Source organism: Rhizobium sp. SYY.PMSO (assembly GCF_046840415.1).
In the GTDB taxonomy this organism is placed as follows: Bacteria; Pseudomonadota; Alphaproteobacteria; order Rhizobiales; family Rhizobiaceae; genus Rhizobium.
The window spans coordinates 2204375-2229078 of sequence record NZ_CP177349.1; the positions used below are offsets into that span (position 1 = coordinate 2204375).

At 61.1% G+C, this 24704-nt stretch carries 26 protein-coding genes; 18 read left to right on the forward strand and 8 right to left on the reverse strand.

Going from position 1 to position 24704, the window contains the following annotated elements:
* The first annotated feature begins 27 nt into the window (after positions 1 to 27).
* Together ACJJVH_RS10695 and ACJJVH_RS10700 are read left to right on the forward strand one after the other, a co-directional pair.
* Positions 28 to 378, forward strand: a complete 351-nt coding sequence (locus tag ACJJVH_RS10695; protein ID WP_113356410.1) for a glycine zipper domain-containing protein — start codon at positions 28 to 30, stop codon at positions 376 to 378.
* 9 nt (positions 379 to 387) lie between these two features.
* Positions 388 to 795 (forward strand): hypothetical protein, encoded by a 408-nt coding sequence (locus tag ACJJVH_RS10700; protein ID WP_112801755.1) that lies wholly within the window; start codon positions 388 to 390, stop codon positions 793 to 795.
* A gap of 151 nt (positions 796 to 946) precedes the next feature.
* Here ACJJVH_RS10700 and tnpA read toward each other — a convergent pair whose 3' ends face one another.
* From tnpA to ACJJVH_RS10715, 3 genes are all read right to left on the reverse strand, one after another.
* Positions 947 to 1381 (reverse strand): IS200/IS605 family transposase, encoded by a 435-nt coding sequence (gene tnpA, locus ACJJVH_RS10705; RefSeq protein WP_113356627.1) that lies wholly within the window; start codon positions 1379 to 1381, stop codon positions 947 to 949.
* Positions 1382 to 1533: 152 nt separating this feature from the next.
* A complete protein-coding gene (locus tag ACJJVH_RS10710) occupies positions 1534 to 2085 on the reverse strand; it encodes an RNA polymerase sigma factor (RefSeq protein ID WP_112801753.1) in 552 nt (183 codons plus the stop codon).
* 11 nt (positions 2086 to 2096) lie between these two features.
* A complete protein-coding gene (locus ACJJVH_RS10715; protein WP_112801751.1) occupies positions 2097 to 2303 on the reverse strand; it encodes a NepR family anti-sigma factor in 207 nt (68 codons plus the stop codon).
* A gap of 262 nt (positions 2304 to 2565) precedes the next feature.
* Here ACJJVH_RS10715 and ACJJVH_RS10720 point away from each other — a divergent pair, with 262 nt between their 5' ends.
* The 5 genes from ACJJVH_RS10720 to ACJJVH_RS10740 all read left to right on the forward strand — a co-directional run bounded on the left by ACJJVH_RS10720 (position 2566) and on the right by ACJJVH_RS10740 (position 8274).
* The gene (locus tag ACJJVH_RS10720) at positions 2566 to 3360 is read left to right on the forward strand and encodes a response regulator (RefSeq protein ID WP_112801749.1); all 795 of its coding nucleotides are present in this window, start codon (positions 2566 to 2568) and stop codon (positions 3358 to 3360) included.
* Between the two features lie 228 nt (positions 3361 to 3588).
* The gene (locus ACJJVH_RS10725; RefSeq protein WP_412063885.1) at positions 3589 to 4539 is read left to right on the forward strand and encodes a sensor histidine kinase; all 951 of its coding nucleotides are present in this window, start codon (positions 3589 to 3591) and stop codon (positions 4537 to 4539) included.
* Positions 4540 to 5120: 581 nt separating this feature from the next.
* Positions 5121 to 6479 (forward strand): NAD(P)-dependent oxidoreductase, encoded by a 1359-nt coding sequence (locus ACJJVH_RS10730; protein ID WP_112801745.1) that lies wholly within the window; start codon positions 5121 to 5123, stop codon positions 6477 to 6479.
* Positions 6480 to 6492: 13 nt separating this feature from the next.
* Positions 6493 to 7806, forward strand: a complete 1314-nt coding sequence (preA, locus tag ACJJVH_RS10735) for an NAD-dependent dihydropyrimidine dehydrogenase subunit PreA (RefSeq protein ID WP_112801868.1) — start codon at positions 6493 to 6495, stop codon at positions 7804 to 7806.
* A 381-nt stretch (positions 7807 to 8187) separates the two neighbouring features.
* Positions 8188 to 8274, forward strand: a complete 87-nt coding sequence (locus ACJJVH_RS10740) for an SEC-C metal-binding domain-containing protein (protein WP_349958930.1) — start codon at positions 8188 to 8190, stop codon at positions 8272 to 8274.
* Positions 8275 to 8361: 87 nt separating this feature from the next.
* Here the strand turns inward: ACJJVH_RS10740 and ACJJVH_RS10745 are convergent, their stop codons facing one another.
* On the reverse strand, positions 8362 to 9006 hold the full coding sequence (locus ACJJVH_RS10745) for a TetR family transcriptional regulator C-terminal domain-containing protein (RefSeq protein ID WP_112801743.1): 645 nt from the start codon (positions 9004 to 9006) through the stop codon (positions 8362 to 8364).
* On the opposite strand from ACJJVH_RS10745, the gene ACJJVH_RS10750 reads away from it, so the two are divergent.
* From ACJJVH_RS10750 to hydA, 4 genes are all read left to right on the forward strand, one after another.
* Complete coding sequence (locus tag ACJJVH_RS10750; RefSeq protein WP_412065210.1) at positions 9007 to 9375, forward strand: hypothetical protein; 369 nt, start codon at positions 9007 to 9009, stop codon at positions 9373 to 9375. It begins immediately after the preceding gene.
* Positions 9315 to 10568: a Zn-dependent hydrolase gene (locus ACJJVH_RS10755; protein ID WP_412063886.1), complete on the forward strand. Its 1254-nt coding sequence runs from the start codon at positions 9315 to 9317 to the stop codon at positions 10566 to 10568. Before ACJJVH_RS10750 ends, ACJJVH_RS10755 begins: the two co-directional genes overlap by 61 nt.
* Before the next feature lie 2 nt (positions 10569 to 10570).
* A complete protein-coding gene (locus ACJJVH_RS10760) occupies positions 10571 to 11203 on the forward strand; it encodes an endonuclease domain-containing protein (RefSeq protein ID WP_412063887.1) in 633 nt (210 codons plus the stop codon).
* 124 nt (positions 11204 to 11327) lie between these two features.
* Positions 11328 to 12782: a dihydropyrimidinase gene (gene hydA / locus ACJJVH_RS10765; protein ID WP_112801737.1), complete on the forward strand. Its 1455-nt coding sequence runs from the start codon at positions 11328 to 11330 to the stop codon at positions 12780 to 12782.
* A 33-nt stretch (positions 12783 to 12815) separates the two neighbouring features.
* Here hydA and ACJJVH_RS10770 read toward each other — a convergent pair whose 3' ends face one another.
* Positions 12816 to 13229 carry a cupin domain-containing protein gene (locus tag ACJJVH_RS10770; protein ID WP_112801735.1) on the reverse strand — a complete coding sequence of 138 codons (414 nt, stop codon included), beginning with the start codon at positions 13227 to 13229 and terminating at the stop codon, positions 12816 to 12818.
* Between the two features lie 121 nt (positions 13230 to 13350).
* Here ACJJVH_RS10770 and ACJJVH_RS10775 point away from each other — a divergent pair, with 121 nt between their 5' ends.
* The 7 genes from ACJJVH_RS10775 (at position 13351) to ACJJVH_RS10805 (ending at position 22748) form a co-directional block, all read left to right on the forward strand.
* The gene (locus tag ACJJVH_RS10775; RefSeq protein WP_112801733.1) at positions 13351 to 14142 is read left to right on the forward strand and encodes an ABC transporter ATP-binding protein; all 792 of its coding nucleotides are present in this window, start codon (positions 13351 to 13353) and stop codon (positions 14140 to 14142) included.
* A gap of 201 nt (positions 14143 to 14343) precedes the next feature.
* Complete coding sequence (locus ACJJVH_RS10780) at positions 14344 to 14679, forward strand: hypothetical protein (protein WP_112801731.1); 336 nt, start codon at positions 14344 to 14346, stop codon at positions 14677 to 14679.
* 2 nt (positions 14680 to 14681) lie between these two features.
* Entirely contained in the window at positions 14682 to 15569 is an 888-nt protein-coding gene (locus tag ACJJVH_RS10785) for an ABC transporter permease (protein WP_112801730.1), read from the forward strand.
* Positions 15566 to 16699, forward strand: coding sequence for an ABC transporter permease (locus tag ACJJVH_RS10790; protein ID WP_112801728.1), 1134 nt, complete (start codon positions 15566 to 15568; stop codon positions 16697 to 16699). Before ACJJVH_RS10785 ends, ACJJVH_RS10790 begins: the two co-directional genes overlap by 4 nt.
* Before the next feature lie 56 nt (positions 16700 to 16755).
* Positions 16756 to 17724, forward strand: a complete 969-nt coding sequence (locus tag ACJJVH_RS10795) for an ABC transporter substrate-binding protein (RefSeq protein WP_113356407.1) — start codon at positions 16756 to 16758, stop codon at positions 17722 to 17724.
* 495 nt (positions 17725 to 18219) lie between these two features.
* Positions 18220 to 19410: an efflux RND transporter periplasmic adaptor subunit gene (locus ACJJVH_RS10800; protein WP_412063888.1), complete on the forward strand. Its 1191-nt coding sequence runs from the start codon at positions 18220 to 18222 to the stop codon at positions 19408 to 19410.
* A 14-nt stretch (positions 19411 to 19424) separates the two neighbouring features.
* The gene (locus ACJJVH_RS10805) at positions 19425 to 22748 is read left to right on the forward strand and encodes an efflux RND transporter permease subunit (protein WP_112801723.1); all 3324 of its coding nucleotides are present in this window, start codon (positions 19425 to 19427) and stop codon (positions 22746 to 22748) included.
* 39 nt (positions 22749 to 22787) lie between these two features.
* Here ACJJVH_RS10805 and ureG read toward each other — a convergent pair whose 3' ends face one another.
* The 3 genes from ureG to ureE form a co-directional block, all read right to left on the reverse strand.
* Positions 22788 to 23399 (reverse strand): urease accessory protein UreG, encoded by a 612-nt coding sequence (gene ureG, locus ACJJVH_RS10810; RefSeq protein ID WP_412063889.1) that lies wholly within the window; start codon positions 23397 to 23399, stop codon positions 22788 to 22790.
* A 106-nt stretch (positions 23400 to 23505) separates the two neighbouring features.
* Positions 23506 to 24192, reverse strand: coding sequence for an urease accessory protein UreF (locus ACJJVH_RS10815; RefSeq protein WP_412063890.1), 687 nt, complete (start codon positions 24190 to 24192; stop codon positions 23506 to 23508).
* A 6-nt stretch (positions 24193 to 24198) separates the two neighbouring features.
* Positions 24199 to 24702: an urease accessory protein UreE gene (gene ureE / locus ACJJVH_RS10820; protein ID WP_412063891.1), complete on the reverse strand. Its 504-nt coding sequence runs from the start codon at positions 24700 to 24702 to the stop codon at positions 24199 to 24201.
* Between the last annotated feature and the right edge of the window lie 2 nt (positions 24703 to 24704).

Here is a 24704-nt window from a genome sequence, read left to right on the forward strand (position 1 = left end):
CCCGGACAAAGCGAAAGGGAGCTGAACATGGCCACATCCATCCTCCATTCGGCACGAGGCAAGCGCAACGGCAGCAGCCTGCATGATGTCGAGGCAAGCATCGAAGACCAGATCGAATCGCTGCGCGAAGAAGTTGCAGCCTTCGCCAAGCTGATTGGCGAGAACAGCGCCAAGCATGGCAAGAAATTGCGGGCGACTGCCGAGTCCAGTTACGACGACCTGGCGGTGCGCGGCGAGGAACTGCTGCGCGATCTCCAGCGCGGCTATGCGAAAAGCTCGCGCGAAGTGCGCAGAACCGTACGCCAGCATCCGGTCGCCACCGTCGGCGCGGCTGCGGCGTTCGGCCTCGCTGTTGCGCTGCTGCTGTCTCGCCGCTAGGGTGGCGGGATGCTCGCTCCGATCCTCGGCCTGTTTCTGTCAGGCACTTTCAACCGCACCGTTGCGCGAACCAAGCGCAACGGTATTTTCATCGCCGTCGCGGCCCTTCTCCTGCTCACCGCCTATGCCTTCGCCCTGGTGGCGGCAGCCATCTGGCTTGCAACGATATACGGGGCCGCGGTGTCGGCGCTGCTGATCGCGGCGGGCGCTCTGCTGCTGGGGCTAATCGTCCTCGTCGTCATGGCCATCATCAACCAGCAGGAGAAGCGCCGGGTTCGCGAACGTCGGCTGGCGATGGAATCGATGGCGGCGGCGGCTCTTGGCCTGGTGCGCAAACAGCCGCTCATGACTGCGGCCATTGCCGCAGCTCTCGTATTCGGCAATCTGTTCGGCACGAGGGATGACGACGGCGATTGATCCGGCTGCTCCCGGCGCCTGAGGCGACCGGCAAATACCTCGCATCGTGATGCGGCAAAAATACAGGTAAATGATCAGAAGTCATGACCTCCACCAAAGGTGGAGGTTTGAAACGCTGCGCTTGAACCACTAGAAGTGGTTTTGTTAGCGCTTAGTAGCTACGATTAAAGAGGTCGGCAAAGTCGGAAGCTTTGTCGGCCTTTTCTTGGTTCCGGATATATTGTCTGACGACCTGCTCGTTATAGCCCGTCGTCGACACGAAATACCCACGTGCCCAAAAGTGATACCCTTTGTAGCGGCGCTTACGCGCGTACTTGTTGGCAATGTAAAGAGCCGTCTTGCCCTTCAAAAATCCAACTATATGCGCGACCGAGTATTTCGGCGGGATCGATATCAACATGTGGACATGATCGGGCATCAAATGACCCTCTTCGATCTGGCAGCCCTTTTGCTGAGCCAGACGACGTAAGAGTTCACCCAACTCTCGACGCACATCCCCGTAGAGTCTTTTCGTTCGGTATTTGCTGCCAAAAACAACGTGATATTTGCAGTCCCACGTCGCATGCGAGAGCGATTGCTCGTCCATATAACCTCCTTGTTTGAAGTCTGGGCCACACCAGAGGTTCAAGCAGGAGGTCTCTCAACTACCGTGTAAAACTCGTCCAGTCCTCCACCGTAGGTGGAGGTTTATTCTTGATATAAAAAAGAAAGCCCGGTCGTCCGACCGGGCTTTTCGTGTCAGAAAGCGAAGGCTTTGGAGGTCAGCGGCGCCGAGGTGGCATCCGGACCGAAATCCGCCTCGCCCGAAATGCCGAGCAATTCCTGCAGGCGCTGACGCGCGCGGTTGACTCGGCTTTTGATGGTGCCGACCGCGCAGCCGCAAATCTCGGCGGCTTCCTCATAGGAAAATCCGGATGCGCCCACCAGGACGATGGCTTCACGCTGATCCGACGGCAGCCGATCCAGTGCCTTGCGGAAATCCTGCAGGTCGACAGCGCCGTATTGCGAGGGATGCGTTGCCATGGATTCGGTAAAGACACCGTCGCTGTCCTGAACCTCACGGCCGCTCTTGCGCATCTGGCTGTAAAGTTCGTTGCGCAGGATCGTGAAGAGCCAGGCTTTCATATTGGTGCCCATCTCGAAATGATCCTGCTTGGCCCAGGCCTTCATGATCGTGTCCTGGACGAGATCGTCAGCGCGGTCATGACGACCGGTCAACGAAATGGCGAAGGCCCGAAGGCTCGGCAGAGCCGCGAGAAGTTCGCGCTTGAAGCTCGATTGCGTTTCCATCCCGCCTCCTCCTATTCGGAGACCTTTGCAGAGGCCAAGCGCTCGGCCTGATCGAGCTTCTCGAGAAGATCGAGAAAACGATCGGGGATGGCTTCGTCCTGCATGGCGGCATAAAACGAACGCAGCCGGTTGCCGATCTGATTATTGGGATCGAGGATATCTATCGCACGGAGGTCCGATACCTTCTTGTCTGCGTCCTCGTGGTTTTGGATAGTCATGTAACCCGCTCGCTTCTTACTTGTCCCGCGTTCCTGGATAAGGCGCACTCTTGCCTCCCCGTCCGGGAGACCGGCCAACCCCTCCAAAACTATTACCTAACGAATCGTAAAGGATGAGGTTTGCCGATTGTAAGCATTGTAATGCGACTGCCTAAAAAAAGTTCCGACAAAGAGGAACTTTTTTACTGAACTGACGTTTGTTAGTCATTGCAGTCTCTCCGGCTGTATTTAATTAGAATTTGATAAAAGGCGGGAGCCCTTGATGACACTTTCCACACGTATTGCGCCGCATCTTCCATATTTGCGTCGCTATTCCCGCGCCTTGACCGGAACACAGACGTCCGGGGACGCCTACGTTGCTGCGGTTTTGGAAGCTATCATCGCCGACATTTCCATCTTTCCCGACACGGACAGCGACCGTGTCGCACTTTATAAACTGTTCACGAAGCTGTTCGGTTCCGTAACACTGCAGATTCCTGAGCCAGCCTCTCCATTTGCCTGGGAGCAGCGCGCCTCGGTGAACCTTTCGAAGGTCTCCCCGCTGGCCCGCCAGGCATTCCTGCTCGCGTCCGTCGAAAGCTTCCGTCTCGGGGAGATCGCCGATATTCTCGACGTTTCGGAAAGCGAAACCATGCATCTGCTCGACACCGCCTCCCAGGAAATCTCTCGCCAGGTGGCGACGGATATCATGATCATCGAGGACGAGCCGCTGATCGCCATGGACATCGAACAGATGGTGGAAAGCCTCGGCCATCGCGTCACCGGCATTGCCCGTACGCATGCCGAAGCCGTCGCGCTCTATAATGCGACGAAGCCGAGCATGGTGCTTGCCGACATCCAGCTTGCGGATGGCAGCTCGGGAATCGATGCCGTCAACGACATCCTGAAGTCCGCCACTATCCCGGTGATCTTCATCACCGCTTTCCCGGAGCGGCTGCTGACGGGCGAGCGGCCCGAACCCACCTTCCTCGTGACCAAGCCCTTCAATCCCGACATGGTTAAGGCTCTGATCAGCCAGGCGCTTTTCTTTAATGAAACCACAAAGGTGGCTGCCTGATCGAAGTGAAAACCCTGAATTGGAACAAAGATTTTAACCGGGCGTTTGTGTCGGGAACGGCCGGTTTACCGACTGTTATACGGCGTTATCTTATAGGTCGGTTCAAATTGTTACGGGTGAGAATATCCTATCGGCGGGGTTCTCGGAATTCGAGTGAAAGGCAAGCCGGTGAATACGTCTGAACCATTACCCGGCGCGCCTTTGAGTTTGGAAGGCAAAGCCGCTCTGATGGAGCGGGCGCTTACGAGCGCCAACGTGTCGATTCTGTTTCAGGATATGACCCTTGCAATCCGCCATGCGGATAACCTGCCCGATCATCTGCAGCCCCTTCTCGTCATCGGCGGCAATGACACCAATCTGTTCGGTGAAAAGGATGGCGAGCATCTTTCACGCCTGAAGAAAGGCGTGCTTGAGAGCGGCAAGCCCGCGACCGCCGAGGTCGAAATCGCCAGTGGCGACGGCATCCGCATCTACGAGCTGAAAATGGAGCGCGTCGGCGCGCGCAAGCCGCAGGGCGTGCTCTCGGTCATCTCCGAAATCACCGAAAGCCGCCACCGCGAGAAAGTCCTGAAATCGCTGCTTCGAGAGTTGTCGCATCGCTCGAAGAACCTTCTGGCGATCATTCAGGGCATCGCCACGCAGACCGCCCGCCACACGCTGTCCGTCGACAATTTCCTGATCAAGTTCCGCGGGCGCCTGCAATCCCTGTCGAATTCGCAGGATCTCATCACGGATTCGAGCTGGCGCGGCGCCTACCTGTTCGAGCTTGCGGAAAAGCAATTCGCCCCCTATTGGCCCGATGCCGGCGTGCCGATGCCGATCTACGGCATCAACGCGCATCTGACGCCCAATGCCGCTGTGCATCTGGGGCTTGCCCTGCACGAGCTGATCGTCAATTCCGCATCGCACGGCGCCATCTCGACGGGCGCCACCAGCATTACGCTCAACTGCAGGGAAGCGGAACTCGACGGCAAGAAAGCCATAGAGGTCGCCTGGTCGGAACGCTTCTACCTGCCTTCGGATCACGAGTTCGAAGACAACAGCTTCAGCCGCACGGTGCTCGAGCGCGTCGTTCCGACCTCGATGAACGGCCGCGCCGATTTCGCCATCACCGACGGCGGCATCGGCTATCGCCTGACCATTCCCGAAACCGAATATGAAATCCTGAGACGCCGCTAGGAGCAATTCCGGGAAAAGTGCGCAGCGGTTTTGCGCCCGAAATTGCGTCAAGACAAAGGGATGAAGCGTTTTCGCAGTTCGCAGAAAAGCGGAAAGGCTCTGAGGCGTGCGACGATGCGATGACGGGCAAAAGAAAACAGCCAGTGCGAGGGCGGCGCACTGGCTGCTTTGCACTCATCGGGAGGGGACCGTGAGTAGAAGTCCTGAGATATTGGGCGTGCATCAGGAGATGCGATCATCATCAGGACATCTTCATAACGAGGCTGCGGGACCTTGGTTCCATGAAGTCATGAACAAATTCGTCTTTTCTTCATATCCCTGCGGCAGCGGCAATGGCACCAGCTGCACGCGCCGGCTCCAGCGCCCGCGTGGCCGAGGCAGGCACATGCGAATTCCGGCATCCGCGCTCCATAGAAATATCATTTAAAAACAATAGTATGGGCAGAATCCTCCAAGCCGCGCCGACCATGGCCGGAAAGTCGGCCGGGGCGCATCCAGCCGCCAAAATTTTACCGTTTGATAAATTTTTTATCCTGAGTTACCGTTCCCGTACTAGCCGTTTACTATAAGAGGGAACTTCAATGGGACGACTGGAAACTGGGATTCATAAAGGCAGGCTCACGCCCGCCGAATATGATACGAATTTTTCCGATCTTCACCCGCGCCTCAACAAGCATGAGGCGCTGGTCGCATCCGACCGCTGTTATTTCTGCTACGACGCGCCGTGCATGACGGCCTGTCCCACCTCCATCGACATTCCGATGTTCATCCGCCAGATCTCGACGGGCAATCCGCTCGGTTCTGCCAAGACGATCTTCGACCAGAATATCCTCGGCGGCATGTGCGCCCGCGTCTGTCCCACCGAACAGCTCTGCGAGCAGGCGTGCGTGCGCAACACTGCCGAAGAGCGCCCGGTCGAAATCGGCCGCCTGCAGCGCTATGCGACGGATGCGGCGATGGCGGAGAACAAGCAGTTCTATTCCCGCGCCGAACCCACCGGCAAGAAGATTGCCGTCATCGGCGCCGGCCCGGCCGGCCTTGCCTGCGCCCACCGTCTCGCCGTCAAGGGTCATGACGTCACCATCTTCGACGCCCGCGAAAAGGCCGGCGGCCTGAACGAATACGGCATCGCCACCTACAAAGCGGTCGACGACTTCGCGCAGAAGGAGGTCGATTATGTGCTCGCCATCGGCGGTATCGAGGTGAAGAACGGCCAGGCGCTCGGCCGCGATTTCAGCCTTTCCGACCTCTCGCAGCAATATGACGCCGTCTTCCTCGGCCTCGGCCTCGCCGGCGTCAACGCGCTGCGCGCCGAAGGCGAGGAGCTCGATGGCGTCGCCGACGCCGTCGCCTACATTGCCGAGCTTCGCCAGGCTGGCAGCAAGGCCGATATCGCCATCGGCCGCCGCGTCGTCGTTCTCGGCGGCGGCATGACCGCCATCGACGCGGCCGTGCAGGCCAAGCTGCTCGGCGCCGAAGAGGTGACGATCTGCTATCGCCGCGGCAAGGAGCATATGAACGCCTCGGAATTCGAGCAGGATCTGGCCGCCTCCAAGGGCGTCATCATCCGCCATTGGCTCGCCCCGAAGCGCATCCTCGACAAGGACGGCAAGGTTGCCGGCATCGAGGTGGAATATACCGAGCTGCGCGACGGCAAGCTTACCGGCACCGGCGATGTCGGCGTCATTGCCGCCGACCAGATCTTCAAGGCGATCGGCCAGACGTTCGAAGCCTCGGGCCTCGGCGCACTGCGCATGGAAGCCGGCCGCATCGCCATCGATGGCGAAGGCCGCACCTCGATCGAAGGCGTATGGGCCGGCGGCGACTGCGTGCTCGGCGGCGATGACCTGACGGTCTCGGCCGTGGCGCAGGGCCGTGATGCGGCCGAATCCATCAACCGTGCGCTCGCTGCCGCCAAGCCGGCCGCGGCAGTCGCCTGAAAGGAGAACCGACATGGCTGATCTCCGCAATAATTTCGTTGGCATCAAGTCCCCCAATCCGTTCTGGCTGGCCTCCGCGCCGCCGACCGACAAGGCCTACAACGTCGAGCGCGCCTTCAAGGCGGGCTGGGGCGGCGTGGTCTGGAAGACACTCGGCGAGGAAGGCCCGCCGGTCGTCAACGTCAACGGCCCGCGCTATGGCGCCATCTGGGGTGCGGACCGCCGTCTGCTCGGCCTCAATAATATCGAGCTGATCACCGACCGCGACCTCTACACCAACCTGCGCGAAATGAAGCAGGTGAAGAAGAACTGGCCGGATCGCGCCCTTATCGCCTCGATCATGGTTCCCTGCGTCGAGGATGCCTGGAAGGCGATCCTGCCGCTTGTCGAGGAAACGGAAGCCGATGGCATCGAGCTCAACTTCGGCTGTCCGCACGGCATGTCCGAGCGCGGCATGGGCGCCGCTGTCGGACAGGTGCCGGAATATATCGAGATGGTGGTTCGCTGGTGCAAGCAGTACACGCGCATGCCCGTCATCACCAAGCTGACGCCCAACATCACCGATATCCGCAAGCCCGCCCGCGCTGCCAAGGCCGGCGGCACGGACGCCGTCTCGCTGATCAATACGATCAACTCGATCGTCTCGGTCGATCTCGACAGTTTCGCGCCGAACCCGACCGTCGGCGGCAAGGGCAGCCATGGCGGCTATTGCGGCCCGGCGGTGAAGCCGATCGCGCTCAATATGGTCGCCGAAATCGCCCGCGATCCCGAAACCTACGGCCTGCCGATCTCCGGCATCGGCGGCGTCACCACCTGGCGCGACGCGGCGGAATTCCTGGCGCTCGGCGCAGGCAATGTGCAGGTCTGCACGGCTGCGATGACCTACGGCTTCAAGATCGTCGAGGAGATGATATCGGGTCTTTCCGACTGGATGGACGAAAAGGGCCATCGCAGCCTGGACGACATCATCGCCCGCGCCGTGCCGAATGTCTCCGACTGGCAGTATCTCAACCTCAACTACATCGCCAAGGCCAGGATCGACCAGGACGCCTGCATCAAATGCGGCCGCTGTTACATTGCCTGCGAGGACACCTCGCATCAGGCAATCACCAACATGGTCGATGGTGTCAGGCATTTCGAGGTCATGGACGACGAATGCGTCGGCTGCAATCTCTGCGTCAGCGTCTGTCCGGTCGAGAACTGCATCACCATGGAAGCCCTGCCGGCCGGCGCCCTCGACAAGCGCACCGGCAAGGTCGTCGACCCGAACTACGCCAACTGGACGACCCATCCGAATAATCCGATGGCGCGTCAGGCGGCTGAGTAAAACGACAAAATCCGCAATCATTCAAAAGGCGGTCGCAGCTTGCTGCGGCCGTTTTCTTCTTAGAGCGGTTAAGCTTTTCACGGAATCTCTGAACCGCTCTATCAATTTGTTTTCACGCAATTCCGGACGGAAAACCGCTGTGCACTTTTCCTGGAATTGCTTTAGTCAATACGCCTCGCAAAAGCATGGAAATAACGCTACAGAGGGCGCGAACTGCAAACCATCGCAGGAACAGCAACCCAGAGGAGGCGACCATGTCACGCAAGTCCAAACCCCTCCACGACGTGAGCTTTTGAGGTCACGTCCAAACGACGCAAGTCTTTCCCATCGGAAACTCGGGTCAAAACCGGTTCGCAATTCGTTCACGGCGATGTCGAGCTGATCGAAAAACTCGGCCGTAACGATCCCTGCCCCTGCGGTTCGCGGAGGCGGTTTCAAGAATTGCTGCCTGACGTCGGGCCGCTATGATGGCATTGAACGGGATTACTACTTTTAGGGAGAAGGGCTGACGTCATCACCTCCAAGCGCAGCGCAATTTTTGAATTGCGCTGCCGTTCAGCCCTGACGAATCCGAAGCCCATCGACGAAAAGCTGCTCCAGATAGCGCGCGGCATCCTCGAAACGCCCCTCGCCCGAATGTTCGTCGCCGAGCACCGCGCGCACCTGCACGTCGAAATCCGCATAGTGCTGCGTGGTCGACCAGATCGAGAAGATCAGGTGATAGGGGTCGCATTTGGCTATCTTCCCGGCCTGGGCCCAGGCGCGGATGACCTGGGCCTTCTCGTCGACAAGGCTCTTCAGCGGCCCGCGCAGCTCGTCCTCCACATGCGGCGCCCCCTGCAGCATCTCATTGGCGAACAGCCGGCTTTCGCGCGGAAAATCGCGGGCCATCTCCAGCTTGCGGCGGATGTAGGAGCGAATCTCGCTCTCGGGATCGCCATTGGAATCGAACGCACGCAACGGTTCCAGCCAGGTGAACAGCACCCGGTCGATCAAGGCCCGGTGCATCGCCTCCTTGGTCCGGAAATAATAGAGCAGATTGGGCTTCGACATGCCGGCCACTTCGGCGATCTGATCGATGGTCGAGCCACGGAAACCGCTGACGGAAAACACGTCCAGCGCGGCCTCCAGTATGATCTCCTCTTTCTCTTCCTGGATTCGGGTGCGGCGCTGTGTCCTCGCAGCTCTGGGGATGGCCATGTGGCTCTGTTTCTCCTTGAAATGCAAGCCTTTCGGCCGAGCTGTCGTTCACTTTGCGGATGCATCGAATTTAGGCAATCGCCTGAAATTTTATCGGAAATTTTCGTGCTTTACGTCTTGAGCCGCGCCACGGAAGTTGTAATGTTTACCAATCGGTCAAATTATCCGTCAGATGTTTCTCAAAGGCAACTGGCGATTTTCCAGGCGAAAAAAACAAGACGGCGCCAGGGAATTTGGAATAAGACCAACGGGAACAATTTTGGGCATGCACCTTGCATGCCCCAGGACAAACAGGTGAGGATTGCATCATGGTGGCAGCGCCAGGAGAAAACATGCGTATCAATGGCGATCGCCTTTGGGATACGCTGATGGACATGGCGAAGATCGGCCCCGGCATTGCCGGCGGCAACAATCGTCAAACGCTGACCGATGCCGACGCCGAGGGACGCAGCCTTTTCAAGACCTGGTGCGACAAGGCAGGCATGACCGTCGGCGTCGACAAGATGGGTACGATGTTTGCGACCCGCGCCGGCACCGATCCGGATGCCCTGCCGGTCTATGTCGGCTCGCATCTCGACACCCAGCCGACCGGCGGCAAATATGACGGCGTGCTCGGCGTGCTTGCCGCGCTCGAAGTCGTTCGCACCATGAACGACCTCGGCATCAAGACGAAGCACCCGATCGTCGTCACCAACTGGGCCAACGAGGAAGGCGCGCGCTTTGCGCCCGCCATGCTGGCCTCGGGCGTCTTTGCCGGCGTGCACACGCTTGATTATGCCTATGGCCGCAGGGACCCGGACGGCAAGACCTATGGCGATGAGCTGAAGCGCATCGGCTGGCTCGGGGACGAAGAGGTCGGCGCCCGCAAGATGCACGCCTATTTCGAATATCATATCGAGCAGGGCCCCATCCTCGAGGCCGCGGACAAGACCATCGGCGTCGTCACGCACTGTCAGGGCCTGTGGTGGCTGGAGTTCACGCTCACCGGCAAGGAGGCGCATACCGGCTCGACGCCGATGGCCATGCGCGTCAATGCCGGCCTTGCCATGTCGCGGATCGTCGAGATGGTGCAGAGCGTCGCGATGGAAAACCAGCCGGGCGCGGTTGCCGGCGTCGGCCAGGTCTTCTTCTCGCCCAACTCTCGCAACGTCCTGCCCGGCAAGGTGGTCTTTACCGTCGACCTGCGCACGCCCGACAAGGAAAAGCTCGATCGCATGCGTGCCAAGATCGAGGCGGAAGCGAAAAAGATCAGCGACAGCCTCGGCGTCGGCTGCGCCGTGGAAGCCATCGGTCATTTCGAGCCGGTGACGTTCGATCCGAAGCTCGTGGCTTCCGTGCGCAATGCGGCAGAGAAGCTCGGCTACAGCCATATGGACATCATCTCCGGCGCAGGCCACGACGCCTGCTGGGCCGCCAAGGTCGCACCCGCCACGATGGTCATGTGCCCCTGCGTCGGCGGTCTCTCGCACAACGAGGCCGAAGAAATCTCCAAGGAATGGGCAGCCGCCGGCGCGGATGTGCTGTTCCACGCAGTCGTCGAGACGGCGGAGATCGTGGCCTGAACATGGCTCGCACCCAGCCATCCCCCTCATCCGCCCTTCGGGCACCTTCTCCCCTCGGGGAGAAGGGGGTACTAGCTGCGGTCTTCAACCTCAAATTCGCAAGCTTTGCTGAAAAACTATTGTTTGCCTGGCAAGGCGCAACGGAAATCCCCTTCTCCCCTCGGGGAGAAGGTGCCCGAAGGGCGGATGAGGGGGTGTTCCGGATGCGAGACGATACCGACATCACCAAACGCCGCCCCGGCAAAACCCAACAAGCCCGTCAGTTTCGCAAGAACGATACCGAGGAAGAGTATCGCCTCTGGAGCGATCTGCGTGGCCGCCGCTTGAACGGATACAAATTCGCCAGGCAAATTCCGCTCGGCCCCTACGTGATCGATTTTCTCTGTCGCGATAGGTTGCTGATCGTTGAAATCGACGGTTTCCAGCATGCGGCATCCCAATCGGATATCATCCGAACCCGCTGGCTCAATGAGCATGGCTATTCGGTGCTGAGATTCTGGAATCATGAGATCACGAGGGAGCGTCGAGCGGTCCTGGAAACGATTCTCGCCGCGCTCGAGGGACGGATATTCGCAAGAGATGACATTCTGCGCTTTTATCCTGCGATTCAGCTGACAGAGGGCGGCAATAAATGATCTACTCGAACCATACCCCCTCATCCGCCCTTCGGGCACCTTCTCTCCTCGGGGAGAAGGAGGGAGCGATGCGGACATATGCGTGTCCTAATCGCCTGAACACCAAAAACAGGGAACAAACACCATGAGCACAGTCATCAAGGGTGGAACCATCGTCACGGCCGATCTGACCTACAAGGCGGACGTCAAGGTCGAAGGCGGGAAGATCGTCGAAATCGGGCAGAATCTCTCGGGCAGCGAGGTGCTTGACGCTTCCGGCTGTTACGTCATGCCTGGCGGCATCGACCCGCACACGCATCTCGAAATGCCGTTCATGGGCACCTACTCCTCCGACGATTTCGAGAGCGGCACGCGCGCGGCCCTCGCCGGCGGCACGACGATGGTGGTGGATTTCGCGCTTCCCTCGCCCGGCCAGTCGCTGCTCGAGGCGCTGACCATGTGGGATAACAAGTCCACCCGCGCGAATTGCGACTATTCCTTCCACATGGCGATCACCTGGTGGGGCGAACAGGTTTTCAACGAGATGGAAACCATCGTCCGCGACAAGGGCATCAATACCTTCAAGCACTTCATGGCCTATAAGGGCGCGCTGATGGTGGATGACGACGAAATGTTCTCATCCTTCCAGCGCTGCGCCGAACTCGGTGCCTTGCCGCTCGTCCACGCCGAAAACGGCGATGTCGTCGCGCAGATGCAGGCAAAGCTGCTGGCCGAAGGCAATAACGGACCGGAGGCGCACGCCTATTCCCGCCCGGCCGAGGTCGAGGGCGAGGCGACGAACCGCGCCATCATGATCGCCGACATGGCCGGCTCGCCGGTCTATATCGTCCATACCTCGTGCGAACAAGCACATGAAGCCATCCGCCGCGCCCGCCAGAAGGGCATGCGCGTTTACGGCGAGCCGCTGATCCAGCACCTGACGCTCGACGAGAGCGAATATGCCAATGCCGATTGGGATCATGCCGCCCGCCGGGTCATGTCGCCGCCCTTCCGCAACAAGCAGCATCAGGACAGCCTCTGGGCAGGCCTTGCCTCCGGCTCGCTGCAGGTGGTCGCGACCGACCATTGCGCCTTCACCACCGAGCAGAAGCGATACGGCATCGATGACTTCACCAAGATCCCGAACGGCACCGGCGGCCTGGAAGACCGCATGCCGATGCTCTGGACCTATGGCGTCAACACCGGACGCCTGACGATGAACGAATTCGTCGCCGTCACCTCCACCAATATCGCCAAGATCCTCAACGTCTATCCGCGAAAGGGCGCGATTCTGGTCGGCGCCGACGCCGATATCGTCGTCTGGGATCCGAAGCGCTCGAAGACCATCGCCGCCAAGACGCAGCAGTCGGCGATCGACTATAACGTCTTCGAAGGCAAGGAAGTGACGGGCCTGCCGCGCTATACGCTGACGCGCGGCGCCGTCGCCATCGAGGAAGGCGCGGTGAAAACCAGGGAAGGCCATGGCGAATTCGTCAAGCGCGATCCCTTCACCGCCGTCAACCGCGCGCTTTCCACCTGGAAAGACGTCACCGCGCCACGCAAGGTGCAGCGCAGCGGCATTCCCGCAAGCGGGGTGTGACGCTTGGCTCCAGCGCTTCGGCTCATCGGCCGCCTAGCGCGGCACATACCGCTCCAGATCCGGCAGCAGGACTACGCTCTCCTGCTCGTTCGGGTCGGTGCGGGCGATGACCGCTGTCGCCGGCCGGTCGCCGAGATTGGCGGGAAGATGCGGAACGCCGGCCGGAATATAGAACATCTCGCCTTCGCGCACGATGACGTGCTCCTCCAGCCGGTCGCCGAACCAGCAATGCGTCTCGCCGGAAATCGCGTAGATCGCCGTCTCATGCGAGGCGTGAAGATGGGCCTTCGCGCGGGCACCCGGCGGAATGGTCAGAAGATGCATACAGATCCCCGTCGAGCCTACTGTCTCGGCGGCAATCCCTTCGAAATAGCTGAGGCCCTGTTTTCCGGCATAGGTGCTGCCGGGCCGCACGATACGGCAGGTGGGCTTCGATGAAACACTCATGGCATTGCTCCCCTGGATCCAGCAGCCGCAAGGCACCCTCGCCAATCCAGGCCGCAATGCCAAGCAGGATAACACGCAATCCGCCCCGATCGCGCGGCGAAAACAGGACTGGTAGGTGTTAATGACGTCATCCGCTTCCTCCGTCGTCTCCGCGCGGAATCTCTGTCTCACCTACAATACAAACGACGGGCCGGTGCATGCGCTAAGCAATGTCGACCTCGATGTTCGCAAGGGTGATTTCATCTCCTTCATCGGTCCGTCCGGCTGCGGCAAGACCACCTTCTTGCGCGTCATCGCCGATCTCGAGCGCAAGACATCGGGCGACATCACCGTCAACGGCATGTCGCCGGAGGATGCCCGCAAGGCCAGGGCCTACGGCTATGTCTTCCAGGCGGCAGCGCTTTACCCCTGGCGCACGATCGAAAAGAACATCGCCCTGCCGCTGGAAATCATGGGCTATGCCAAGGAGGAGCAGGCCAAACGCATCGCCCAGACGCTCGAACTCGTCAATCTCAGCGGCTTCGAGCATAAATTTCCATGGCAGCTTTCGGGCGGCATGCAGCAGCGCGCCTCGATCGCCCGCGCGCTGGCCTTCGATGCCGATCTGCTGCTGATGGACGAGCCCTTCGGCGCGCTCGACGAAATCGTTCGCGACCACCTCAACGAACAGCTCCTGAAGCTGTGGAAGCGGACGAACAAGACCATATGCTTCGTCACCCACTCGATTCCCGAGGCAGTCTACCTCTCGACCAAGATCGTGGTCATGTCGCCTCGCCCGGGACGCGTTACCGACGTCATCGAATCGACGCTCCCGGCGGAGCGGCCGCTCGGCATTCGCGAAACGCCGGAATTCCTCGAAATCGCCCACCGCGTCCGCGAAGGGCTGAGAGCGGGACACAGCTATGAAGAATAGGATGATGGATAGTTCCGTCGCGTGGCCGCCCCTCACCCTGGCCTTCTCCCCGTATGCGAAAAGGGGGAATGATCCTGACAAGGCAGCCAAGCTCCTTCGACGGCGGGAAGGCTGTGGTCGCTATCCTCATCTCCTCGTCAGAACGGGGAGAAGGTGGCCGGCACGCCGGATGAAGGGCCAAGCCATGACGAGAGGTGCGCTATGAACCCGCAGTTTCTGCTTTGGCTCACCGGCGCAATGGCGATCTTCATCAGCGGAGCCACAGCCTCGCGCGCCTATATCGCCAACAACAACATATTTATCCTCATCCTGGCCCTCCTCCTCTATTGCCTCGGCAATCTCATGATGGTGCGGCTGATGCGCGAAGGCGGGCTCGGCCTGGCGATATCGGCGTCCTCCATCGCCCAGCTCGTCGTCGTCAACGTCATCGCCTTCATCGTCTTCGGGGAACGGCTGAGCCCGCAGCAGCTCGCCGGCGTCGGCCTCGGTGTCGTCGCCATGGCGCTCATGCTGTTTCCCGCGCAAGGAAAGGCGTGAGCATGGAGAAGGAACAGTTCTTCAAGCACAAGTTCCTGCCGGTCACGACCATCGTGCTGGCGATCCTTCTCCTTTGGTACGTTTTCGCCGTCATCCTCAACGCGCCGTTCCAGCGCGATCTCGACCGGCGTGGCAATGTCACTCCAACGACGATGGAATTCATCGGCAAGACGCTGGCGCAACCGAAGCCGACCCTTCCGGCGCCGCATCAGGTGGCGCAAAACGTATTCGAGAATACCTTCCTTCGCGCTCCCACGAGCAATCGCAGCCTCGTCTACAATGCCTGGGTGACTTTGTCGTCGACGGCGGTCGGCTTTGCCTTCGGCACGGTTCTCGGCATCCTGATCGCGGTCGGCATCGTGCATGTCGTGGCGCTGGACCGCAGCCTCATGCCATGGATCATCGCCTCGCAGACCGTGCCGATCCTCGCCATCGCGCCGATGGTCATCGTCGTGCTGGCGGCGGTCGATATCACCGGCCTCATTCCGAAGGCGCTGATCTCGACCTACCTCTCCTTCTTCCCGGTCGCCGTCGGCATGGTGAAGGGGCTGCGCTCGCCGGAGGTCATGCATCTCGACCTGATGCGCACCTACAATGCCAGCGCCGCGCAGACTTTCTGGAAGCTGCGCGTGCCGGCTTCCATCCCGTTTCTCTTTACCTCGATGAAGGTGGCGATCGCCGCAAGCCTCGTCGGCGCCATCGTCGGCGAATTGCCGACGGGAGCCGTCGCCGGCATCGGCGCAAAGCTGCTGGCCGGCTCCTATTACAGCCAGACCATCGACATGTGGGCAGCACTCGTCGCCGGGTCGGTTCTGGCGGCAATCCTCGTGGCCATCGTCAGCGTCGTCGCGCGCATCGTCGATCGCGCGATGGGAGGGAGAACGGCATGAGCTATTTTCGTTTCTCCTGGCAGGGCGTGCTCTCGCTCCTCCTCTGTCTCGCGGCGGTTCCGGCGCTGCCGCTCCTGGCGGCAGATGCCGCCACGCCGGTCAGCAGCGGCACGACTTTCGTCATTTTCATCCTCATTGCCGCGGCGGCGGCGCTTTCCTTCATGAAGCTGTCCGACGGTCTCTGCGCGGGGATTCTCTTCTTTGCCGCGCACGCGGCCGCGTGGCTGCTGCTGGCCGGAATATCGGGCAACGAAGGACAGGCGCTCGCCTCGTTCTTCATTCTGATCGCCGCGGCCTGGCTGCTTGCCTGGCGCTGCGTCTCCATCCTGTCCGCCGTCCGGGCGCAATCGACTGCCGGCAGCTACACGCTGCGCCTGCTGATCCCGGCGATCTTCGGTGCCTGGATTCTCATCATCTGGGAGGCCGTGACGCGTGGCGCCGGCATTCCCTTCATCCTGCTGCCGCCGCCGAGCGCGATCGGCATCCGCATCGCCGGCTCCCTTTCGACGCTCTGGACGGATGTGCAGCAGACGATCTTCAAGTCGGTTCTGATCGGCTACATCATCGGCTGCGGCAGCGGCTTCGTCGTCGCCATCCTCGCCGATCGCGTCGCCTTCCTGCGCCGCGGCCTGCTGCCGATCGGCAATCTGGTTTCGGCCTTGCCGATCATCGGCGTCGCGCCGATCATGGTCATGTGGTTCGGCTTCGACTGGCAATCCAAGGCCGCCGTCGTCGTCATCATGACCTTCTTCCCGATGCTGGTGAACACGGTCGCAGGCCTTACCGCCGCAGGCAGCATGGAACGCGACCTGATGCGCACCTACGCATCCAATTACTGGCAGACGCTGTGCAAGCTGCGCCTGCCGGCCGCCGCTCCCTTTATTTTCAATGCGCTGAAGATCAACTCGACCTTGGCTCTCATCGGTGCCATCGTGGCGGAGTTCTTCGGCACACCCATGTCGGGCATGGGCTTTCGCATCTCGACCGAAATCGGCCGGATGAATGTCGACATGGTCTGGGCCGAAATCGCGGTTGCCGCGGTCGCAGGCTCCGTCTTCTACGGTATCGTCGCCATTATCGAAAGAATGACGACGTTCTGGCATCCGTCTATCCGCGGTGGGCAGACGTAATCCGGGGTCTCCTCGAGGGATCAAGGCATAACTTCAGAGGGAAAAAGGGTGAAGACATGAAAAAGCTGATATTCGCATTGATGGCAGGCACGATGACACTGGCCGCCGCGCAGGCCGCAATGGCTGCGGATAAAGTGACGCTGCAGTTGAAATGGGTCGCTCAAGGCCAGTTCGGCGGCTACTTCGTCGCCAAGGACAAGGGTTTCTACAAGGAAGAAGGTCTTGACGTCGACATCAAGCCGGGCGGCCCGGATATCGCCCCGGAACAGGTGATCGCCGGCGGCGGCGCCGATGTCATCGTCGACTGGATGGGCGGCGCCCTCGTTGCCCGCGAAAAAGGCGTGCCGCTGGTCAACATCGCCCAGCCCTTCGACAAATCCGGCCTGGAACTGATCTGCCCCAAGGATGGCCCGATCAAGACGGAGAAGGATTTCAAGGGGCACACGCTCGGTGTCTGGTTCTATGGCAACGAATATCCGTTCTTCGCCTGGATGCACAAGCTCGGTCTCAAGACCGATGGCGGCAAGGATGGCGTCAACGTGCTGAAACAGAGCTTCGACGTGCAGCCGCTCGTCCAAAAGCAGGCCGACTGCATCTCCGTCATGACCTATAACGAATACTGGCAGGCGATCGATGCCGGCTTCAAGCCGGAAGACCTGACCGTCTTCAACTACACCAAGCTCGGCAACGACCTTCTGGAAGACGGCCTCTACGTCAAGGAAGACAAGCTGAAGGACCCGAAGTTCAAGGCCGACATGGTGAAATTCGTCCGCGCGTCGATGAAGGGCTGGAAATATGCCGTCGAACATCCGGACGAAGCTGCCGAAATCGTCATGGACAATGGCGGCCAGGACGAAAACCACCAGAAGCGCATGGCAGCCGAAGTCGCCAAGCTGATCGGCAGCGGCAAGCTCGACATGAAGACATATGACCGCACGGTCGAAGCCCTGCTCGATCAGAAGATCATCAACAAGAAGCCATCCGGCGCCTATACGCATGAGATCACGGACGCTGCCCTGAAATAGGCAGAGGCCACCCAAATCTGTCGAGACGCGCGAGGCTCCTGGCCCCGCGCGTTTTTTTCATTTTGTAACAGCGGCAAGAAAAGGCTGGCTTTGTCAGGGCATTTGGCTGAAAAGCCCTCGGCCATCAACTATTCGAATGCCGACATCACAATGCCGTGATTGCTTCGCAAAGTTGCAGGCGTTAAAGCAATTCCAGCAAAAGTGCATAGCAGTTTTCGGTCCGGAAGTGCGCAAAAACAAAGAGATAGAGCGGTTCAGCGATGCCGTGAAAAACAGAGCGGCTCCATATATACCCGCGAAATCACTTTCGCGTGATCTTGCGAGAAGGGAAAACCGCTCCCATCTACAGGAACAATGTCAGGATGAGGGACCCGCAGCACATGACAGACGGATGTTGATCCGCCGGATAAGCCGGCTTGCATGATTGATCCCCCCGTGTTCGCAACGGATACCAGCGAAACCCCATCTACCGAACGCCGAACTGGAACCCGACGCATGGCCCTGACGCCGTTTAGACTTCTGAGCACGACTGCAATCCTGCTTTCCCTGCTGGCGGCGCCCGCCGCCCTGGCTGAGCAGCCTGCCGTCGCGACGCCGAAGCAGAACCTGCCCGCGATCGTCATCACGGCAGCCGCGATCCGCCACCTGACCGATAAGGTCGTTGCGACCGGCACGGTGAAGGCCGTCGAGGAGGTTTATATCCAGCCGCAGGTGGACGGCCTCTCGATCCGCTCGCTCAATGCCGATGTCGGCGACAAGGTCGATGCGAACAGCACGCTTGCGACCTTGAACGACGACGCACTGATCCTGCAGAAGAGTCAGATGCTGGCGACGCGCGCCAAGGGCGAGGCAAGCCTTGCACAGCTGCGCGCGCAGCTCACCGAGGCGCGCGCCAATGCGGAAGAGGCGGAATTGCAGCGTGTCCGCGCCGTCGCCATGGGCGCCAAAGGTACGGTCTCGACCTCTTCGGTCGAACAGGCGAATGCGGCAGCCGCTGCCAACAAGGCGCGCGTGGTCTCCGCCGAACAGGCGATTGCGGTTGCCGAAGCCGATCTCAAAGTCACCGACAGCCAGATCGCCGACACCGACCTCAAGCTTGCCCGGACCGGCATCAAGACCCCGATCGCAGGCACCGTCGCCTCGCGCAACGCCCGCGTCGGCGCCATCGCCAATGGCAACGGCGACCCGCTTTTCACCATCATCCGCGAAAGCCGGCTTGAGCTCGTGGTCGACGTCTCCGAAAGCGACATCACCAAGATCGCCGTCGGGCAGAAGGCGTCCATCGCCCTTTCCGGCAGTCGCGAAAAACTTGCGGGCACCGTCCGTCTCGTCGCCCCGATCGTGGATCCCGTCACCCGCCTCGGCGCGGTGCATATCTCCATCGACGACGGCGAGAAGGCCCGGGCCGGCATGTATGGCAGCGCCGAAATCGTCATTCGCCAGGAAGACGGCATCGCCTTGCCCCTGACGGCCGTCAACAGCGATGAAAACGGTTCCTCCGCCCGCAAGGTCGACAACGGCGTGGTCAAGTTCGTGAATGTCGAGACCGGCATCCAGGATGGCGGCTATGTCGAGATCCTCAAGGGCCTGAAGGCGGGTGACGAGGTCGTGGCCAAGGCCGGCGCCTACGTTCGCGACGGAGATCACATCACGCCCGTCCGCGACGCGTCGCAAGCCTCCAACTGAGCGGGAACGGCAAGATGAATTTCTCCGCCTGGTCTATCCGAAATCCGGTCGCCCCGCTCCTCGGCTTTTTCCTGCTGCTGGTGGTCGGCGCCCATGCCTTCTTCAACCTGCCCATCACCCGCTTTCCGAACATCGATGTGCCCGTCGTCAACGTCACCGTGACGCAGAGCGGCGCCTCGCCGGCCGAGCTCGAAATGCAGGTGACGAAGGAGATCGAAGATGCCGTCGCCAGCATCAACGGCATCGACGAGATCCAATCGACCATCACCGACGGCCAATCGCAGACCGTCGTCATCTTCCGTCTGGAAGTCCCGACGGAACAGGCCGTTCAGGACACCAAGGACGCCATCGACCGCATCCGCGGCAACCTGCCCTCCACGATCGACGAGCCGATCGTCTCGAAAGTCGACGTCGAGGGCCAGGCGATCCAGAGCTTTGCCGTCTCCTCGCCGAACATGACGCTGGAAGAGCTGTCCTGGTTCGTGGACGACACGGTCAAGCGCGCGCTGCAGGGCCAGGCGGGGATAGGCCGCGTCGACCGCTATGGCGGCGCCGACCGCGAAGTGCGCATCGAGCTCGACCCGAACAAGCTGAACGCCTACGGCATCACCGCCCTTTCGGTGAGCCAGCAACTGCGCGGCACCAACATCGACCTCGGCTCCGGCCGTGGCCAGGTTGCCGGCAGCGAGCAGGCGATCCGCGTGCTCGGCGACGCCCGCAATGTCGCCCAGCTCGCCGATACGACGATCGCGCTCACCAATGGCCGCTTCGTCAAGCTCTCCGATCTCGGCGTGATCAAGGATACCTACCAGGAACCGAAATCCTTTTCGCGCTTCAACAGCGCGCCCGTCGTCACCTTCGGCGTGTTCCGCGCCAAGGGTGCCAGCGAAGTGACGGTCGCAAAGACGGTCGCCGATACGCTCGACAAGGTACGTGCCGAAAACCCGAATGTCTCGATCGAGATGATCGACGACTCCGTCTACTATACCTATGGCAACTACGAATCGGCGATGCATACGCTGCTCGAAGGCGCCTTGCTGGCCGTCATCGTGGTGTTCCTGTTCCTGCGGAACTGGCGCGCGACGCTGATATCGGCCGTTGCGCTGCCGCTATCGGCGATCCCGACCTTCTGGATCATGCATCAGATCGGCTTCTCGCTGAACCTCGTGAGCTTCCTGGCACTGACGCTCGCGACCGGCATCCTCGTCGACGACGCCATCGTCGAAATCGAGAATATCGCCCGCCACATCAAGATGGGTAAAACGCCCTACCGCGCCGCCATCGAGGCCGCCGACGAAATCGGTCTCGCCGTCATCGCGACGACCTTCACCATCATTGCGGTCTTCGTGCCGGTCTCCTTCATGCCGGGCATACCGGGCCAGTATTTCATACAGTTCGGCCTGACCGTCGCCTTCTCGGTGTTCTTCTCGCTGCTGGTGGCGCGTCTGATCACGCCGATGATGGCCGCCTATCTGATGCGCGCCGAAGACGGCGCCGACGATCATCACGACAAGGACGGCCGCTTCATGCGCGGCTATAGCTGGCTGGTGCGGCAGACGACAAAACGCTGGTATACGCGCTATCCGACGCTGCTTGCCGCCTTCGCCTTCTCGATCGCTTCCGTCGTCGCGCTCGTGATGTTCGTTCCCGGCAGCTTCATACCGCCGGACGATTCCTCGCGTATCGTATTGTCGGCCGAACTGCCGCCGAACGCGCGGCTCGACGATACCGAGCTTGCGACCAACGAAATCTATCGGCGCGTGAAGGATATCGATGGCGTCGAGAGCGTCTTCGTTCTCGGCGGCGCCTCGCCGAAGGGCGATCTGGAGCTGCGCCGCGCCACCGTGACGCTGGCGCTCGGCAAGCTCGACCAGTCGCTGACGAAGAAGCTGGTGAACGACGTGCTGGGCTCGATTCCCGGCATCGGCCCCTATCTGCCGAAGGTCACAGTCCATGGCCGCGTACGCCCGCAATGGGAGGTGGAGAAGGAAGTCTTCGCCAAGCTGCGCTCGATCCCCGATGTCCGCATCACCAAGCTGAACGATCGTGGCGACCGTGACCTGACCTATAACTTCCTCTCGCGCAGCGAGAAGGACCTGAACCAGGCCGTCGGCATTCTGGAAGCCAAGCTGCGCACCGATCCGGCGCTCGCCAATGTCAGCGCCGACGGCGCCCTGCCCCGTCCGGAACTACAGATCTATCCGCGCAAGGACGAGGCCGCGCGGCTCGGCATCACCCCGCAGATGATTTCCGATACGATCCGTGTCGCCACCATCGGCGATATCGACGCCTCGCTGGCGAAGATCTCGCTCGACGACCGCCAGATCCCGATCCGCGTTCAGGCCTCGCTCGGCATGCGCCGCGATCTGGCGGCGATTCGCGCCTTGCGTATCAAGACCGCCACCGGCAACACCGTGCCGCTGTCGAGCGTCGCCGATATCGATTATTCCGAGGGCCTGTCCTCCATCAAGCGCAACAACCGCTACCGCGTCGTCGCCCTCGGCGCCGACTTGCCGCAGGGCGTGGCGCTGGATACGGCATCGGAGCATTTCCTCGACATCGTCAACAGCGCCAAGATCCCGGCAACGGTGCATCTGGCCGAAAGCGGCGACACCAAGGTCCAGAAGGAAATGCAGCAGAGCTTCGGCAACGCCATGCTGCTCGGCCTCCTGCTCGTCCTGACCGTGCTGATCCTGCTGTTCAAGGACGTGATCCAGCCCTTCACCATTCTGCTGTCGTTGCCGCTGGCGATCGGCGGCGTGGCGCTGGCCCTGATCCTGACCGGCAATGCACTTTCCATGCCCGTCATGATCGGCATCCTCATGCTGATGGGCATCGTGACGAAGAACGCCATCCTCCTGGTCGATTTCGCCATCGAAATGATGCATCAGGGCATGCCGCGGCTTGAGGCTGTCATAGAGGCCGGCCGCAAGCGCGCCCGCCCGATTATCATGACCTCCATCGCCATGTCGGCCGGCATGCTGCCGTCCGCTCTCGGCGTTGGCGAAGGCGGCTCGTTCCGCGCGCCGATGGCCATCGCCGTGATCGGCGGCATCATCGTTTCCACCGTGCTCAGCCTGGTGGTCGTGCCGTCCTTCTTCCTGATCATGGACGACCTGTCGCGCCTGCTCGGTTTCCTCTTCGGCAAGCTCGTCGGCAAGAAGGATGCGGATGACGAGGTCGTGACCAAGGAAGGTCTGGCAGCCGCCGTCGATGAAAACCGCAAATCGCTCACCAACCTGGAAGAGCGGCTTGAAGCCATCGAGAGCAAGGATGAAAGAAGCGCGAGGTCCGTGCGCAGGAATGTGCTGAAACTGCCGCCCTTCGCGGCTGAATAGGCGAGCGCGGCTGAATAGGCGGGATAGTTACGGGGCGGCTCAGAGGCCGCCCTGTTCCTTCAGGAAATCGACGATCCTGCTGACGCCCTCGCCCCGCTTCATGTCGGAAAACACGAACGGACGCGCCTGACGCATCCGGTTGGCATCGCGATCCATCACCTCGAGGTCGACGTCGACGAACGGCGCCAGATCCTTCTTGTTGATGACGAGAAGGTCCGACTTGGTGATGCCCGGGCCGCCCTTGCGGGGAATCTCTTCGCCCTGGCACACCGAAATCACGTAGATGGTGATATCGGCGAGATCGGGTGAAAAGGTCGCCGCCAGATTGTCGCCGCCGGATTCGATGAAGACCACGTCGAGATCGGGCAGCCGTTCGTTCAGGCCGGCAATGGCCTGCAGATTGATTGTCGCATCCTCACGGATGGCGGTGTGCGGGCAACCGCCCGTTTCGACGCCGACGATGCGATCCGAGGTCAGCGCCTGCATCCGTACCAGTGCTTCCGCGTCCTCGGTCGTGTAGATATCGTTGGTGACGACGGCGACGGAATAGTCGTCCCGCATCGCCTTGCACAGCTTCTCCGTCAGCGTCGTCTTGCCCGAACCGACCGGGCCGCCGATGCCGACACGCAAGGGTCCATTTCTCGATTTCATGCTCGCAACTCCGATAAAGCGACAGCATAGCGAAGCGTCCGGCTGCCGCACAGCGGCGAATGACGTAGGCCGTGCCTCGATTTCAGTATTTTCCCGAGACTCCCCATCACGAACGAAAGAGCCGCGTGCCCTGGGTTTCATGCCGCAGGCTTGCCATATCCGCCTGCATGCTCGCCGAGCCGAGATCATCGAGGGTGGATTGCGCCGCCCGCCGTGCGGTATCGGCCAGCAGAACCTCCAGCCGCGCGAGGATGGCGACGCCGTCCTTCTGTCCGCTGACGCCGAGGCGGATACCGGCCGACACCATCTGCGAGGTCAGCGCATGCAGAAAGGCGGCAGCCGCCTTCTCGGCCGAGATGCCATGAGCGCCTGCGACGGCGCCGACCGCGACCGGATAAGCCATTCTTGCCGGGAGGGCGGAAAAGATCCCGTGCGGCCAGGCGGCAGCGGCCGAAAGGAAGGCATCGCCAAGCAGCATGGTCTCGCCATGCCGCTCTTTCGAGCCCGCCAGCGCCTCGGCAAGCTCCGCAACGGCCGCAAGCCGCGCCATGTCGCCACCTGCCCGATGCGCCTCGACCAGCAACACCGCGTCGTTCCACACGGAGCCATGCCGGACAAGTGCCGCGATCCAGTCCTCCAGCCCGGTACTGTCACCCACCAGGCCGTCGTGGACAGCGCGCTCCAGGCCGCCGGAATAGGCGAACGAACCCACCGGAAATGCCGGCGACAGCCATGCCATCAGCCGCAGCAGCGCCTGGAGATCGCCATCGTCCGTAACCGTCTTGCCGGTCATCGGCGCTCAATCATGCGAGTGGTTGTGATGATCGTGCCCGTGGTCATCATGATGGCCATGGCCATGCGAATGGCCGCCGTGGGAATGATAGGCGCCGCGCGCCGGCTGGAAAGGCTCGCTGACTTCGGTAACGACAGCTCCCAGCCCTTCGAGCATGGAGCGGATCACATGATCGCGCAGGATCAGGATGCGCTCTTCCTCGATCTGCGCCGGCAGATGCCTGTTGCCGAGATGCCAGGCAAGCTCGACCAGATGCCTGCGATCGCGCGGGCGAATCTCGAAGAGCTTCTCGTCCGAGGCCACGATCTCGATCAGCTCGCCGTCCTCGCGCACCAGCAGATCGCCGCCGGCGAACAGCACCGGCTCCTTCAGGTCGAGCATGACCATGTCGCCGTTTTCGAGATGCAGCAGCTTGCGGCGCAGATGCCTGAGATCGTGCGGCAGGACGACGCGATCGATCGGATTGGAGGAAGGGGTGCCGGCCGGCAGATAGGAGGTAACGCGTTGCATGG

What these genes read in the sequence shown, in the direction of transcription:
- ACJJVH_RS10730 (WP_112801745.1), top strand. Translation starts at nt 5,121, where the DNA reads ATGGGACGACTGGAAACTGGGATTCATAAAGGCAGGCTCACGCCCGCC.
- ACJJVH_RS10795 (WP_113356407.1), top strand. Translation starts at nt 16,756, where the DNA reads ATGAAAAAGCTGATATTCGCATTGATGGCAGGCACGATGACACTGGCC.
- ACJJVH_RS10710 (WP_112801753.1), bottom strand. Translation starts at nt 2,085, where the DNA reads ATGGAAACGCAATCGAGCTTCAAGCGCGAACTTCTCGCGGCTCTGCCG.
- ACJJVH_RS10790 (WP_112801728.1), top strand. Translation starts at nt 15,566, where the DNA reads ATGAGCTATTTTCGTTTCTCCTGGCAGGGCGTGCTCTCGCTCCTCCTC.
- ACJJVH_RS10775 (WP_112801733.1), top strand. Translation starts at nt 13,351, where the DNA reads ATGACGTCATCCGCTTCCTCCGTCGTCTCCGCGCGGAATCTCTGTCTC.
- tnpA (WP_113356627.1), bottom strand. Translation starts at nt 1,381, where the DNA reads ATGGACGAGCAATCGCTCTCGCATGCGACGTGGGACTGCAAATATCAC.
- ACJJVH_RS10715 (WP_112801751.1), bottom strand. Translation starts at nt 2,303, where the DNA reads ATGACTATCCAAAACCACGAGGACGCAGACAAGAAGGTATCGGACCTC.
- hydA (WP_112801737.1), top strand. Translation starts at nt 11,328, where the DNA reads ATGAGCACAGTCATCAAGGGTGGAACCATCGTCACGGCCGATCTGACC.
- ACJJVH_RS10745 (WP_112801743.1), bottom strand. Translation starts at nt 9,006, where the DNA reads ATGGCCATCCCCAGAGCTGCGAGGACACAGCGCCGCACCCGAATCCAG.
- ACJJVH_RS10815 (WP_412063890.1), bottom strand. Translation starts at nt 24,192, where the DNA reads ATGACCGGCAAGACGGTTACGGACGATGGCGATCTCCAGGCGCTGCTG.
- ACJJVH_RS10755 (WP_412063886.1), top strand. Translation starts at nt 9,315, where the DNA reads ATGGTGGCAGCGCCAGGAGAAAACATGCGTATCAATGGCGATCGCCTT.
- ureG (WP_412063889.1), bottom strand. Translation starts at nt 23,399, where the DNA reads ATGAAATCGAGAAATGGACCCTTGCGTGTCGGCATCGGCGGCCCGGTC.
- ureE (WP_412063891.1), bottom strand. Translation starts at nt 24,702, where the DNA reads ATGCAACGCGTTACCTCCTATCTGCCGGCCGGCACCCCTTCCTCCAAT.
- ACJJVH_RS10760 (WP_412063887.1), top strand. Translation starts at nt 10,571, where the DNA reads ATGGCTCGCACCCAGCCATCCCCCTCATCCGCCCTTCGGGCACCTTCT.
- ACJJVH_RS10695 (WP_113356410.1), top strand. Translation starts at nt 28, where the DNA reads ATGGCCACATCCATCCTCCATTCGGCACGAGGCAAGCGCAACGGCAGC.
- ACJJVH_RS10770 (WP_112801735.1), bottom strand. Translation starts at nt 13,229, where the DNA reads ATGAGTGTTTCATCGAAGCCCACCTGCCGTATCGTGCGGCCCGGCAGC.
- ACJJVH_RS10800 (WP_412063888.1), top strand. Translation starts at nt 18,220, where the DNA reads ATGGCCCTGACGCCGTTTAGACTTCTGAGCACGACTGCAATCCTGCTT.
- ACJJVH_RS10785 (WP_112801730.1), top strand. Translation starts at nt 14,682, where the DNA reads ATGGAGAAGGAACAGTTCTTCAAGCACAAGTTCCTGCCGGTCACGACC.
- ACJJVH_RS10720 (WP_112801749.1), top strand. Translation starts at nt 2,566, where the DNA reads ATGACACTTTCCACACGTATTGCGCCGCATCTTCCATATTTGCGTCGC.
- preA (WP_112801868.1), top strand. Translation starts at nt 6,493, where the DNA reads ATGGCTGATCTCCGCAATAATTTCGTTGGCATCAAGTCCCCCAATCCG.
- ACJJVH_RS10725 (WP_412063885.1), top strand. Translation starts at nt 3,589, where the DNA reads ATGGAGCGGGCGCTTACGAGCGCCAACGTGTCGATTCTGTTTCAGGAT.
- ACJJVH_RS10700 (WP_112801755.1), top strand. Translation starts at nt 388, where the DNA reads ATGCTCGCTCCGATCCTCGGCCTGTTTCTGTCAGGCACTTTCAACCGC.
- ACJJVH_RS10780 (WP_112801731.1), top strand. Translation starts at nt 14,344, where the DNA reads ATGAACCCGCAGTTTCTGCTTTGGCTCACCGGCGCAATGGCGATCTTC.
- ACJJVH_RS10805 (WP_112801723.1), top strand. Translation starts at nt 19,425, where the DNA reads ATGAATTTCTCCGCCTGGTCTATCCGAAATCCGGTCGCCCCGCTCCTC.